The following is a 13,433-nucleotide window of genomic DNA, read 5'->3' as shown; positions in this document are numbered from 1 at the left end:
AAACCTGACGGAACGGAACGCGCCGGAACCCACTGGCAACCCGCCCCAGGAAACGCCAAAGCCGCAGGCGAGATCGTTTCTTCACCTGCGGCTCGCAGTGGGGCGGGTGGGACTCGAACCCACGGCCGACGGATTATGAGTCCGCTGCTCTAACCGGCTGAGCTACCGCCCCTTCACGGCGTGGCGCGTACATGTGTGCGCGCCGTCTGCCGCAGCATAGCCGCTCATACGATCTCCTGCCTCGGATGCCTCGCATGATCGGCTTCGCCTGCCCAGAGAGACCGCGCCGGGCCCTGCGCGGTTGCGCGCGGAGGGTAGAAAAAAAGAAAAAGGACCCACCCGGGGTCCTCATTCCTTCTTGCTCCCCCGACTGGACTCGAACCAGTAACCTGCCGATTAACAGTCGGCTGCTCTGCCAATTGAGCTACAGGGGACCGCGCTCCCCCGACTGGACTCGAACCAGTAACCTGCCGATTAACAGTCGGCTGCTCTGCCAATTGAGCTACAGGGGATTGCTGCGTTGCACCGAACAGCCCACCTCCGGCCTTGGCCAGGGGGCGAGCGCCCGTTGCGAGTCATAGATTAGCGCAAGCAGGGGGGTGCTCCGCCAATCGGTATCGCCAGCGGGCCGGGCACCACACGACGAAGGGTGGCAGGCATGCGGTACAAGGTCACGTTCGCGGTCGGGCTGGCCCTCGGGTACGTGCTCGGGACCCGGGCCGGACGCGAGCGGTATGAACAGTTGAAGAAGTCCGCGCGAGAGTTCGCGCAGAACCCCGCGGTCCGCAACGCCGCCGAGAGCGCTGGTCAGAGCGGCCGGGAGTTCGCGGGCAAGGCCTTCGCCGCGGTGAGCGACAAGGTGGGCGACGCGGTGCCGGACGCCCTCGCCGGGCGGGTACGGGGCCTGCGGGCACGGGTCGGCGGCGGTGGCGCGGGCGAGGACGACTGGGGCACCAGCAACACCTGACCGGCCCACCCGGAGCGAGGGCCCCCGGGCGGGGCCCCTCCCCCGGGGTCCCGCCCGGTCCCGTGCGCGGGCTCCCGCCGGAGGCGCCGGCCCGGTCCCGCGCACGCCGGGGCGGTCGAGCCCGTCCCCGCGTGCGGCAGAATCCTCCGTATGGGGATAGTCGCCGGGCTGGACAGCTCTTCCGCGTTCACACGCATCGTCGTCTGTGACACCGAGACGGGCGCCGTGCTGCGCCAGGGGTACGCCCCTCATCCGCAGCCCACCGGCGAGGCGGTGCCGCACGAGACCGATCCGCAGGCCTGGCTGCTCTCGCTCGGCGAGGCCGCCGGCGGCGGGCTCCTCGAAGGGGTGCAGGCCATCGGCGTCTCCGCGCAGCAGCACGGGCTGCTGCCGCTGGACGCACAGGGCGGCCTCGTCCGTCCCGCCCTGATCGGGAACGACAAGCGCGGCCAGGTCGCCGCCGCCGAGCTGATCGAGTCCTTCGGCGGCCGCCAGGCCTGGGCCGAGGCCGTCGGCTCCGTCCCCCATTCGGCGCAGCCCGTCGCGAAGCTCGCCTGGCTGGCCCGGACCGAGCCCGAGGCGGCCCGGCGGGTGGCCGTGCTGATGTCCCCGCACGACTGGCTGGTGTGGCAGCTGCTGGGCCGCCCGGCCCGGCGGACCACCGACCGCGGCGGCGCCTCCGGTACCGGCTACTGGTCGGCGGCCACCGGCGCCTACCGCCCCGACCTCGTCGAGCTCGCGCTGGGGCACCGGGCACTGCTGCCCGAGGTGCTCGGCCCGGCCGAAGCCGCCGGGACCACGCCCGAGGGGCTGCTGATCTCCGCCGGCACCGGCGAGACCATGGCGGCCGCGCTCGGGCTGGGCATGGGACCCGGCGACGCCGTGGTCTCGCTGGGCGCGTCCGGATCGGTGATGGCGGTGCACCACGAGGCGCTGTCGGAGCCGGGCGGGCTGATCACCTCCCTCGCGGACGCCACCGGGCTGCACCTGCCGGTGGTGAACACCCTGAACGCCGTACGGGCCCTGCGCGGCACGGCCGAGCTGCTGGGCACCGATCTGGAGGGGCTGAGCGAGCTCGCGCTGAAGTCGACCCCGGGCGCGCACGGACTCGTACTCCTGCCGTACCTGGAGGGTGAGCGGACGCCGAACCTGCCGCACACCGCCGGGACCCTGTCGGGGCTGCGCCGGGACTCCATGAAGCCGGAGCACCTCGCGCGGGCCGCCTTCGAGGGCATGCTGTGCGGGCTGGTGGACGCGCTCGACGTGCTGCGCAGCCGCGGCGTGGAGATCCGCCGGGTGTTCCTGCTCGGCGCCGCCGCCGAGCTGCCGGCCGTGCAGGCCTTCGCGCCGGGGCTGTTCGGCACGCAGGTCCTCGTACCGGCGCCGGCGGACTACGCGGCCCTGGGCGCGGCCCGGCAGGCCGCGTGGGCGCTCGGCCTGGCGCAGGGCGGCGCGGCCGCGAACACCCCGCCGGTGTGGCCGGCGCCCGCGGCGCAGCTGTTCGAGCCGGATGAGGGGTACCCGGCCTGGCAGGGCGTGCGCCAGCAGTACATCGCGACCCGGGACCAGATCCACCCGGGGGCGTTCTAGCGCCGTGGCCGGGATGGTCCACCGGGGCGCCCCGGTGGATCAGCCCAGCTGCGCCTTCACGTGGTCGACCACTTTCCGGAACTCCTCCGTCGGCGAGAAGTCGAGGTACTCGGTGTCCTCGAGGGCCACCGGAGCGTGTCCGGGCGCCCAGTAGCAAGCCTCCCCGGCCGAGTAGACCTTGTCGCCGTCCTTCGTGTGCATCTTGATCCGACCCTTGAGCACGTAGGCGTAGTGCGGGCACGTGCACAGGTCGTCCGGCAGCCCCTTGAACGCCGGGGTCATGTCCACACCCTTGTCGAAGCGTCCGAACGCGACGGTGAAGCCCCCGCCGATCTCCTGCAGGCGCAGCTCGGCACCGTTGCCCTCGAAGGCGATGGGCGTCTGCTCCCGTGTGGTTCCCGTCATGGTTCCTCCACAGCCGTTCCGTCCCGAGAGTCCCCTCGTCTCCCATGCTCCTCCCGGTGCCCGCGGTCGGCGCGGCCGGTGGGGCCCGGGGCCCAGGACTCGCGGGGGAGGGCGCCTACTCCTTTTGACCGGCCTTTACGAAAAGCGGTGGGTTCCGGCCTCCGGTTGGCAGAAGATGGAGCGAACCCCCTCGATCATGCCGACCGGAGCCTGCGCGTGCTCATACGACTTCTGCGGACCCGCCTGGGTCCGTACCGGAAACCGATCGCCGTGCTGGTCCTGCTGCAACTGCTGCAGACCAGCGCGAGCCTCTACCTGCCCACGCTGAACGCCGACATCATTGACAACGGTGTCGTGAACGGCGACACCGGCTACATCCTGCGTTTCGGCGCGCTGATGCTCGGCGTCTCGCTGGTCCAGCTCGTCTGCAACGTCGGCGCCGTCTACTACGGGGCCCGCACCGCCGCGGCCTTCGGCCGGGACGTCCGGGCCGGCGTCTTCGACCGCGTGCAGAGCTTCTCCGCGCGGGAGCTCGGCCAGTTCGGCGCCCCGTCGCTGATCACCCGTACGACGAACGACGTGCAGCAGATCCAGATGCTCGTGCTGATGACCTTCACCCTGATGGTCTCCGCGCCGATCATGTGCGTCGGCGGCATCTTCATGGCGCTGTCGCTGGACGTGAAGCTGTCGGGCGTACTGCTCGCCGTGGTCCCGATCCTCGGCCTGTCGGTCGGCGCGATCGTGCTGAAGACCCGCCCGCTGTTCCGTGCGATGCAGACCCGGCTGGACACGGTCAACCGGGTCCTGCGCGAGCAGATCACCGGCAACCGGGTGATCCGCGCCTTCATCCGCGACGACTACGAGAAGGAACGCTTCCGTGAGGCCAACGCCGACCTCACCGGCGTCTCGCTGGCGGCCGGCAAGCTGCTCGCGCTGATGTTCCCGACCGTGATCGTGGTCGTGAACATCTCCAGCGTCGCCGTCGTCTGGTTCGGCGCGATGCGCATCGACGCCGGCGGGATGGAGATCGGCCAGCTGACGGCCTTCCTCGCCTACCTGATGCAGATCGTCATGTCCGTGATGATGGCCACCTTCATGTTCATGATGGTGCCGCGCGCCGAGGTCTGCGCCGAGCGCGTCCAGGAGGTCCTGGACACCGCCTCCAGCGTGGTCCCGCCCGCCGACCCGGTCCGCAAGCTGCTCCAGCGCGGCCGCCTGGAACTGCGCGGCGCCGACTTCCGCTACCCGGGTGCCGAGGCCCCCGTGCTGCGCGGGGTCGACCTGGTGGCCCGCCCCGGCGAGACCACCGCGGTGATCGGCTCCACCGGCAGCGGCAAGTCCACGCTGCTGGGGCTGATCCCCCGGCTGTTCGACGCGACCGGCGGCGACGTGCTCGTCGACGGCGAGGACGTACGGCGCCTCGACCCGGACCTGCTCGCCAAGACGGTCGGCATGGTGCCGCAGAAGCCGTACCTCTTCTCCGGGACGGTCGCCAGCAACCTGCGCTACGGGCGCCCCGACGCCACCGACGAGGAGCTCTGGCACGCGCTGGAGGTCGCGCAGGCCAAGGGCTTCGTGTCCGAGCTGGAGGGCGGGCTCGACGCGCCGGTCACCCAGGGCGGCACCAACGTCTCCGGCGGCCAGCGCCAGCGGCTCGCGATCGCGCGCACGCTCGTGCAGCGCCCGGAGATCTATCTGTTCGACGACTCCTTCTCGGCCCTGGACTACGCCACGGACGCGGCGCTGCGCTCCGCGCTCGCCCGCGAGACCGAGGAGGCGACCGTGGTCATCGTCGCCCAGCGGGTCTCCACGATCCGTGACGCGGACCGGATCATCGTGCTCGACGAGGGGCAGGTGGTGGGCGAGGGGCGCCACCACGAGCTGATGGCCGGCAATGAGACCTACCGGGAGATCGTGCTCTCCCAGCTGACGGAAGCGGAGGCGGCGTGAGCGGGCCCGGAGGACGGATGATGACGGGACCGCCGACGACGCGGTCCATGGACTTCAAGGGGTCGGGCAAGCGGCTGCTGGCCGCGCTGGCGCGCGACCGGGCCAAGCTGTGGGGCATGATCCTCGCGGTCGTCGGCAGCGTCGCCGCGTCGGTGACCGGGCCGAAGATCCTCGGCGAGGCCACCGACCTGGTGTTCGCGGGGATCGTCGGCCGGGACATGGATCCGGGCCTCACCAAGCAGCAGGCGCTGGACCAGATGCGCGCCAAGGGGCAGGGCGGGATGGCGGACATGCTGTCCGGCACCGACTTCACCCCGGGCAAGAGCATCGACTTCGGCGCGGTCGGGGCGGTGGCGCTGTGGGCGCTGGCCGTCTTCACGGTCGCCGGTCTGCTGATGCTGGTCGCCACCAGGCTGTCGAACCACATCATGAACGGCACCGTGTACCGGATGCGCGAGGAGCTCCAGGCGAAGCTGTCGCGGCTGCCGCTGTCGTACTTCGACCAGCAGAAGCGCGGCGAGGTGCTCAGCCGGGCCACGAACGACATCGACAACATCGGGCAGACGATCCAACAGACGATGGGGCAGCTGCTGAACTCGATCCTGACGATCATCGGCGTGCTGGCGATGATGTTCTGGATCTCGCCGCTGCTGGCGCTGGTCGCCCTGGTGACCATCCCGGTGTCCGCGTACGTGGCCGCGAAGATCGGCAAGAAGTCGCAGCCGCAGTTCGTGGCGCAGTGGAAGTCCACCGGCGCGCTGAACGCGCACGTCGAGGAGATGTACTCGGGCCACACCCTGGTCAAGGTCTTCGGCCGGCAGAAGGAGTCCGCGGCCCTGTTCGCCGAGCAGAACGAGGCGCTGTACCGGGCCTCCTTCAAGGCGCAGCTGGTCAGCGGGATCATGCAGCCGGTGATGCTGTTCATCTCGAACATCAACTACGTGCTCGTCGCGGTGGTCGGCGGCCTGCGGGTGGCCTCGGGCACCCTGTCGATCGGTGACGTCCAGGCCTTCATCCAGTACACGCGCCAGTTCTCGATGCCGCTCACGCAGGTCGCCTCCATGGCGAACCTGGTGCAGTCCGGCGTCGCCTCCGCGGAGCGGGTCTACGAGCTGCTGGACGCGCCGGAGCAGGAGCGGGACGCGGACGTTCCGGAGCGTCCGGAGACCCTGCGCGGGCAGGTCACCTTCGACAAGGTCGCCTTCCGCTACGAGCCGGACAAGCCGCTGATCGAGAACCTCTCGCTGAGCGTGGACCCCGGGCACACGGTCGCGATCGTCGGCCCGACCGGCGCCGGAAAGACCACGCTGGTCAACCTGCTGATGCGGTTCTACGAGGTCACGGGCGGGGAGATCGCCCTCGACGGGGTGGACATCGCGAAGATGACCCGCGAGGAACTGCGCGGCGGCATCGGCATGGTGCTCCAGGACACCTGGCTGTTCGGCGGCACCATCGCGGAGAACATCGCCTACGGGGCCACCCGCGAGGTCACGCGCGCCGAGGTCGAGGAGGCCGCGCGGGCGGCCCACGCCGACCGGTTCATCCGCACCCTGCCCGAGGGCTACGACACGGTGCTGGACGACGAGGGCGCCGGCGTCAGCGCGGGCGAGAAGCAACTGATCACCATCGCGCGGGCGTTCCTGTCCGACCCGGTGATCCTGGTGCTCGACGAGGCGACGAGTTCGGTGGACACCCGTACCGAGGTGCTGATCCAGAAGGCGATGGCGCGGCTCGCGCACGGCCGTACGTCCTTCGTGATCGCGCACCGGCTGTCCACGATCCGCGACGCGGACCTGATCCTGGTGATGGAGAGCGGCTCGATCGTGGAACAGGGCACGCACGAGGAGCTGCTGCTCTCGCGCGGCGCGTACGCGCGGCTGTACGCGGCGCAGTTCGCGCAGGCGGTGGCCGAGGTCGACTAGGCCGTCTCTTTCGGATCTTGCCGGCCAGGCAAGATCCGAAAGAGACGGCCTAGCGCGGCCGGTACCGGCAGGGGCGCCCTTCGGGGCGCCCCTTTCCGTCGGTCCGGACCCGCGTCAGTCCAGATAGCCGCGCAGCTGGTCCGCGAAGGCGTGGTCGCGCAGCTTGTTGAGGGTCTTGGACTCGATCTGCCGGATCCGCTCACGGGTCACCCCGAAGATCCGTCCGATCTCCTCCAGGGTGCGCGGCCGCCCGTCGGCGAGGCCGTAGCGGAGCTGGACGACTTTGCGCTCCCGCTCCCCGAGGGTGGAGAGCACCGCTTCCAGGTGCTCGCGGAGCAGGAAGAACGCGGCCGATTCGACCGGTGAGGCGGCGTCCCCGTCCTCGATGAGGTCGCCGAGCGCGACGTCGTCCTCCTCGCCCACGGGCGCGTGCAGCGAGACCGGTTCCTGCGCGAGGCGCAGCACCTCCAGGACCCGCTCGGGGGTCAACTCCAGGTGGACGGCGACCTCTTCGGCGGTGGGTTCGTAGCCCCGCTCCTGGAGCATGCGGCGCTGGACGCGTACGACGCGGTTGATCAGTTCGACCACGTGGACGGGGACCCGGATGGTGCGGGCCTGGTCGGCCAGGGCCCGGGACATGGCCTGGCGGATCCACCAGGTGGCGTAGGTGGAGAACTTGTAGCCGCGGGCGTAGTCGAACTTCTCGACGGCGCGGATCAGTCCGAGGTTCCCCTCCTGGACCAGGTCGAGCATGGTGAGCCCGCGGCCGACGTAGCGCTTGGCGACGGAGACGACGAGGCGCAGGTTCGACTCGATGAGGCGGCGTTTGGCCATGCGGCCCATGACGACGAGCTTGTCGAGGTCGAGCGTGAGCTGCAGATCGAGCGGGACTCCGCTGCCGAGCTTCTCCTCCGCGAACAGGCCCGCTTCCACGCGCCGCGCGAGCTCGACCTCCTCGACGGCGGTGAGCAGCGGGATCCTGCCTATCTCGCGCAGGTACTGCCGGAAGAGGTCGGCGGACGGTCCCGCTCCGCCGGAGCCTTCCGCCGGGCGCTTGCGCGGCGGGGGCACCTTCGCCATGAGCTCCGGAACCTCGGGCTCTTCGGCCTCCTCCTCGTGCACGGCGTCGGCCTCCGCCTCGGGCTCGGGCCCTTCGGCCGCGGGCACTCCGGCGGGCGGGCTGACGGTGACGGTCAAGCTCTGGGTCTGCACGGGGGCGACCTCCACAGGGCTCCGAGGACGGGTGCACCGCACCTCAGTGTGGGGTACGACACATCGCTGCCACGAGGGGCGTGCGACCACTTTCTGGGTCCGGCGCGTGACCCATGGTTACCCCCGGACCAGAACCCCGATGCGGATCGGACGCATGTACGAGGAGGGCGGGCTCCCCGGCTCCGACGGGTGGGGGAGCCGGACGGGTGCGATGCTGAACAGCACGATCACCGGTCCAGTCCCCCTGGAGGTGTCCGTGCCGCACTCGAACCCGCCTCCGGGGTGGCATCCCCGGGACAGCCACCCGCCGGCCGGGCCCCTGAGGCCCCCGCCCGCTCCGCCGAAGCGGCGCAGGACCGCGCTGATCGTGGTCCTCGGACTGCTCGCCGTGCTGATCGTGACGGCCCTGACCAGCCTGCTGATCACCACCGTCAATCCGGGCGGCAACGGTACGAAGGACCGGGACGGGGAGACTCCCCCGGCCGCGACACCCGTCACCATGGCGTCCCGGTCGCAGGCGCCCCCGTCCGGAGCCCCCAGCTCCCCGGCGCCCAGCTCCCCGGCGCCCAACTCCCCGGCGGCCGAGCCGTGGACCGACCCCGACCGCGGGCCCGTCCACGACGTGAAGATCGACTCGTGCGGGGTGGACCCCACCACGCGCTGGCCCTCCGCCGGGCTGACCATCACCAACAGCGGCGAGCGGACCAGCACGTACATCGCGAGCGTCGAGTTCCTCGGCCCCACCGGGACCCGGCTGGCGGAGGGCGCGGGCATCAGCAACAGCCTCGCGCCCGGGCAGCGGGCGGAAGTGCAGGCCGCAGCCCTCGCCCAGCTGACGGAGGACGAGATCACGTGCAAGGTGATCAAGGTGGACCGGATCGCGCCCTGAGGCGGGCCGGCGCCTAGTGCTGTGGCCGGAAAGGTTTGCCGGGTCGCGGTGTCCGGTGCGGTGCATCGCAAGGCGGAGGACCGCGACTCGTACTGGACGTACCGTCGTGGTCCGACAACGCGGCGAGGTGCCGTGCCGGGCGCCGTGACACGGTGAACCTTTCCGGTCACAGCACTAGGCCGGTTCCACCCGGACCGCGCAGACCTTGAACTCCGGCATCCGGGACACCGGGTCCAGCGCCGGGTTGGTCAGGGTGTTGGCGCGGCCCTCGCCGGGCCAGTGGAAGGGCATGAAGACGGTGTCCGCGCGGATGGTGTCCGTGATGCGGGCCGGGGCGACCGCGCGGCCGCGGCGGGAGGTGACCGCGAGGGGGGCTCCGTCGACCGCGCCGATGCGGGCCGCGAGGCGGGGGTGGAGTTCCACGAAGGGGCCGGGGGCGGCTTCGTTGAGCTCGTCCACCCGGCGGGTCTGCGCGCCCGACTGGTACTGGGCGACGACCCGGCCGGTGGTGAGGAGGAGCGGGTACTCGGCGTCCGGAACCTCGGCGGCGTCGCGGTGGGTGACGGGCACGAAGCGGGCCCGGCCGTCCTCGGTGGCGAAGCGGTCCAGGAAGAGGCGGGGGGTGCCGGGGTGGGGCTCGGCGGCGGAGCCGGGCTCCGCCGTCCGCGAGGGGGCCGGGCAGGGCCAGAAGACGCCTTGTTCCGCCTCGATGCGGGCGTACGTGATGCCCGAGTAGTCCGCCGGGCCGCCCTCCGAGGCGCGGCGCAGCTCCTCGAAGACCTCCTCGGCGTCGGTCGGGAAGGCCTTGGGCATGCCCAGCCGGGTGGCCAGGCCGTGCAGCACCTCCAGGTCGGAGCGGACCCCCGGCGGCGGGGTGAGGGCCCGGCGCCGGAGCAGGACGCGGCCCTCCAGGTTGGTGGTGGTGCCGGTCTCCTCCGCCCACTGGGTGACGGGGAGCACCACGTCCGCCAGGGCCGCCGTCTCGGACAGGACCACGTCGGCGACGGCCAGGAAGTCCAGGGAGCGGATGCGCTCCTCCACGTGGGCGGCGCGGGGGGCCGAGACCACCGGGTTGGAGCCCATCAGGAGGAGGGCCTTGACGTCCGAGCCCAGCGCGTCGAGGAGTTCGTACGCGCTGCGGCCCGGGCCGGGAAGGGCGTCGGGGTCGACGCCCCAGACCCCGGCGACGTGGGCCCGCGCCGCCGGGTCGGTCAGCTTGCGGTAGCCGGGGAGCTGGTCGGCCTTCTGGCCGTGCTCGCGGCCGCCCTGGCCGTTGCCCTGGCCTGTGAGGCAGCCGTAGCCGGAGAGCGGGCGGCCGGCCCGGCCGGTGGCGAGGCAGAGGTTGATCCAGGCTCCGACGGTGTCGGTGCCCTTGGAGTGCTGCTCGGGGCCGCGTGCGGTGAGCACCATCGCGGAGGCGGGGGCGCAGAACATGGCCACCGCCTCGCGGAGCTTCGGCACGGGCACGCCCGTGATGCGCTCCACCAGCTCCGGCCAGTGCGCCATCGCGCCGGCCCGGGCCTCCTCCCAGCCCGTGGTGCGCTCGGCGATGAACTCCTCGTCGGTGTGCCCGCCCGCCACCACCAGGTGCAGCAGGCCGAGCGCGAGCGCCAGGTCCGTGCCGGGGCGCGGGGCCAGGTGCAGGTCGGCCTGTTCGGCGGTGCGCGTGCGGCGCGGGTCCACCACGATCAGCGTGCCGCCGTTCTCGCGGAGTTCCCGGAAGAAGCGGAGCGCGGGCGGCATGGTGTCGGCGGGGTTGGAACCGACGAGGATGACGCAGCCGGTCCGGGGGATGTCCTCCAGCGGGAAGGGCAGCCCCCGGTCGAGCCCGAAGGCCCGCTGGTGCGCGGCGGCGGCCGAGGACATGCAGAACCGGCCGTTGTAGTCGATCTGCGAGGTCCCCAGCGCGATGCGGGCGAACTTCCCGAGGGCGTACGCCTTCTCGTTGGTCAGCCCGCCGCCGCCGAACACCCCGACCGCGTCGGCCCCGTACGACCGCCGCGTGCGGGCCAGGCCCTCGGCGACGGCGTCGAGGGCCTCCTCCCAGGTGGCCGGCTCCAGCCGCCCGGCGTGGGTGCGGACGAGCGGCTCGGTGAGGCGCACCCGGGAGGAGAGCACGGCGGGGGCGGTGCGGCCCTTGCCGCACAGCGCGCCCCGGTTCACGGGGAAGTCGGCACGCTCCTCCACCAGCACGCCCGCGCCGCCGGGCTCGGGGCGGAGGTTCATGCCGCACTGCAGCGCGCAGTACGGGCAGTGCGTGGCGGTGGCGGCGGTGGCGGCGTCCGGCGTGTGCATGGAGCCCAGCGTGCGTCGGCGGTGTTACGCGGACCGCCGCCCCGCGTTACAAGCCGGGGTGCTCTGCCTCAGCGCCGCCCGGCGGCTCCGGTGAGGCCCCGCGCATCGGGGGCGGTCAGGGCCTCCCCGTACACGATCCGGCCGTCGGGGCCCCGGCGGCGGGCACCCGTATATCCCCCGGGGCTCCGGGGCCGGGGTCACTGACCGGTCAGGTACTTCACCGTGAGGCCGGCCGTCCAGCCGCCGTCGACCGCAAGCTCGGCGCCCGTCATGTAGCCCGCGGCGTCCGAGAGGAGGAAGGCGACGGCGGCGGCGATCTCCTCGGGGAGGCCGACGCGGCCGAGGGGGGCGCCGGGGTAGTTGCCCTCGCCCGCCTGGATGCCGACCGGGGCCGTCATCGGGGTGAGCGTCATGCCGGGGTGCACGGAGTTGACCCGGATCCGGGATTCCGCGAGCTCCACCGCGCCGATCTTCGACAGTCCGCGCACGCCCCACTTGGAGGCTCCGTAGCCGGCGGTCAGGGCGAGGCCGGTGAGGCCGGCGGCGGAGGAGATGTTGACGATGGAGCCGCCGCCGTTCTCCCGCATCAGCGGGATCGCGGCCTTGATGCCGATGAAGACGCCGACCAGGTTGATCTCGACGACCTTGCGGAAGTGCTCGACGCTCTCGTGCTCCAGGAACTGGCCGGTGGCGATCCCTGCGTTGTTGACCAGCCCGTCGATGCGGCCGAACTCGGCGAGGGCGAAGGTGAGGGCCGCGTCCCAGTCGGATTCGCTGGTCACGTCGTGGCGCAGGAAGCGCGCCGCGTCGCCGAGCTTGGCCGCCGTCTCGGCGCCCTCGACCTCCAGGACGTCGGTGATCAGCACCTTGCCGCCGCCGTCCACGACGGCCTGCGCGGCCGCCGCGCCGAGGCCGCGGGCCCCACCGGTGATGACGACGACCTTGCCGCTCAGATCCACAACAGCCACGGTTCCACACCCCTGACGCACGAGACAGATCGGTATATGACTAATCGGCATACGCCGATCGCGGCGTCAGTCTGCCAGAGAGGCCAGCGCCCGCGACACCCCCTCCTCCTTCGGACCCAGGAACCGCGGCTCCGGCTCGAACACCGCGTCCAGCGCCGCCTTGCCCGCCGCGAAGACCTCGCGGGCCCCGCCGTAGTACCAGGTCGCGTCGTGCACGTCGGACACCCCGACCCCGTACGAGTCCACGCCCGCGGCCCGGCACAGCGCGACGGCCCGGCGGATGTGGAAGCCCTGGCTGATCAGTACCGCCCGGTGCACGCCGAAGACCTCCCGGGCCCGGACGCAGGAGTCCCACGAGTCGAAGCCGGCGTAGTCGCTGACGACGCGGGAGTCGGGCACCCCGTGGCCCGTCAGGTACGCGCGCATCGCGTCGGGCTCGTCGTAATCGGTCCGGCTGTTGTCGCCGGTGACCAGGACGACCTTGACCTTCCCCGCGCGGTAGAGCTCTACGGCGGCGTCGAGGCGCCGCGCGAGGTACGGGGTGGGCCGGCCGTTCCACAGCCCGGCGCCGAAGACCACCGCCACCTCGGCGGCGGGCGCGTCGGCGGTGGTCCGCAGCCGGGGCCCGGCGGACGCGTGCGTCCACGCCGAGGGCAGCAGGGCCAGCACGCAGACCGCCATGACCACCTGCACGGCCCGCCGCCGGGCCCGTACGCTCCGGGGCACCCCGATCCGTACGGCCTTCACCCGCTCCCACACCGCCCCCGGCAACCCTCGTACCACTGCGCGCCTCAATCGATCCCCCTGTTGGTATTGCCGGTTCTTGCCGGTGGTCCCGTCGTCTACGGACGCATGCGCGTCCCCGATGGTTTCCCGGCGGCTTCCCGGCGGCTTCCCGGCGGTCTCCGCAGGTCACCGCGGAGCCCGGCCGTTCCCCACCCCGGACCTCACGGCAGGCGCACGCAGGCGACGGCAGCCGCGCCGCCGGACAACAACGCGCAGCCGCGGGCCGCCCCTTCGGAGAACCCGCCCGCGCATCCCCCATCCGTCCCCGGCGCCCAGCCCCCGGCGCCCGGGCACGCCGCCGCCCCACCCCCGCCGTCCACCCCCCTGTGAGCAGGTGGAAAACACCCGTCACGCCCGCGCAACGCACCGGCAACCTGCCGCGCGCAGGATCGGTTCATGACGGAGCCGGCGCACCCTCCCGAGTCCCTTCCCCTCCCCCCGCTCCCGCC

General features: G+C 72.3%; 10 protein-coding genes and 3 tRNA genes. 5 read left to right on the top strand and 8 right to left on the bottom strand.

Going from position 1 to position 13,433, the window contains the following annotated elements; translation table 11 throughout:
* Window positions 1-98: 98 nt before the first annotated feature.
* The 3 genes from AC061S_RS26935 to AC061S_RS26925 form a co-directional block, all read right to left on the bottom strand.
* Window positions 99-172: transfer RNA gene (locus AC061S_RS26935), tRNA-Ile, on the bottom strand.
* Window positions 173-361: 189 nt separating this feature from the next.
* A tRNA-Asn gene (locus AC061S_RS26930) sits at window positions 362-434 on the bottom strand.
* Window positions 435-439: 5 nt separating this feature from the next.
* Window positions 440-512, bottom strand: a tRNA-Asn gene (locus tag AC061S_RS26925).
* A 146-nt stretch (window positions 513-658) separates the two neighbouring features.
* Here AC061S_RS26925 and AC061S_RS26920 point away from each other — a divergent pair.
* Window positions 659-967 (top strand): YtxH domain-containing protein, encoded by a 309-nt coding sequence (locus AC061S_RS26920; RefSeq protein WP_478688469.1) that lies wholly within the window; start codon window positions 659-661, stop codon window positions 965-967.
* A 150-nt stretch (window positions 968-1,117) separates the two neighbouring features.
* Complete coding sequence (locus AC061S_RS26915) at window positions 1,118-2,557, top strand: FGGY family carbohydrate kinase (RefSeq protein WP_478688468.1); 1,440 nt, start codon at window positions 1,118-1,120, stop codon at window positions 2,555-2,557.
* A 39-nt stretch (window positions 2,558-2,596) separates the two neighbouring features.
* On the opposite strand, the gene AC061S_RS26910 is transcribed toward AC061S_RS26915, so the two are convergent.
* Complete coding sequence (locus AC061S_RS26910) at window positions 2,597-2,962, bottom strand: cupin domain-containing protein (RefSeq protein WP_478688467.1); 366 nt, start codon at window positions 2,960-2,962, stop codon at window positions 2,597-2,599.
* A 216-nt stretch (window positions 2,963-3,178) separates the two neighbouring features.
* Here AC061S_RS26910 and AC061S_RS26905 point away from each other — a divergent pair, with 216 nt between their 5' ends.
* Window positions 3,179-4,912, top strand: coding sequence for an ABC transporter ATP-binding protein (locus AC061S_RS26905; RefSeq protein WP_478688466.1), 1,734 nt, complete (start codon window positions 3,179-3,181; stop codon window positions 4,910-4,912).
* On the top strand, window positions 4,909-6,834 hold the full coding sequence (locus AC061S_RS26900) for an ABC transporter ATP-binding protein (RefSeq protein ID WP_478688465.1): 1,926 nt from the start codon (window positions 4,909-4,911) through the stop codon (window positions 6,832-6,834). The genes AC061S_RS26905 and AC061S_RS26900 overlap by 4 nt, the downstream gene beginning before the upstream one ends.
* Window positions 6,835-6,948: 114 nt before the next feature.
* On the opposite strand, the gene AC061S_RS26895 is transcribed toward AC061S_RS26900, so the two are convergent.
* Window positions 6,949-8,088 carry an RNA polymerase sigma factor gene (locus AC061S_RS26895; protein ID WP_478688464.1) on the bottom strand — a complete coding sequence of 380 codons (1,140 nt, stop codon included), beginning with the start codon at window positions 8,086-8,088 and terminating at the stop codon, window positions 6,949-6,951.
* A gap of 97 nt (window positions 8,089-8,185) precedes the next feature.
* Here AC061S_RS26895 and AC061S_RS26890 point away from each other — a divergent pair, with 97 nt between their 5' ends.
* Window positions 8,186-8,935 carry a hypothetical protein gene (locus tag AC061S_RS26890; RefSeq protein ID WP_478688463.1) on the top strand — a complete coding sequence of 250 codons (750 nt, stop codon included), beginning with the start codon at window positions 8,186-8,188 and terminating at the stop codon, window positions 8,933-8,935.
* Between the two features lie 174 nt (window positions 8,936-9,109).
* Here AC061S_RS26890 and AC061S_RS26885 read toward each other — a convergent pair whose 3' ends face one another.
* The 3 genes from AC061S_RS26885 to AC061S_RS26875 form a co-directional block, all read right to left on the bottom strand.
* Window positions 9,110-11,230 (bottom strand): molybdopterin oxidoreductase family protein, encoded by a 2,121-nt coding sequence (locus AC061S_RS26885; RefSeq protein ID WP_478688462.1) that lies wholly within the window; start codon window positions 11,228-11,230, stop codon window positions 9,110-9,112.
* A gap of 197 nt (window positions 11,231-11,427) precedes the next feature.
* Window positions 11,428-12,249 (bottom strand): glucose 1-dehydrogenase, encoded by an 822-nt coding sequence (locus AC061S_RS26880; protein WP_478688461.1) that lies wholly within the window; start codon window positions 12,247-12,249, stop codon window positions 11,428-11,430.
* Between the two features lie 15 nt (window positions 12,250-12,264).
* Window positions 12,265-12,879, bottom strand: a complete 615-nt coding sequence (locus tag AC061S_RS26875; RefSeq protein ID WP_478688518.1) for a SanA/YdcF family protein — start codon at window positions 12,877-12,879, stop codon at window positions 12,265-12,267.
* Between the last annotated feature and the right edge of the window lie 554 nt (window positions 12,880-13,433).

It is taken from the genome of Streptomyces sp. CA189 (assembly GCF_056428985.1).
Note: the sequence above shows the minus strand (reverse complement) of the source record. Positions and strands in the feature narration are given on the sequence as shown.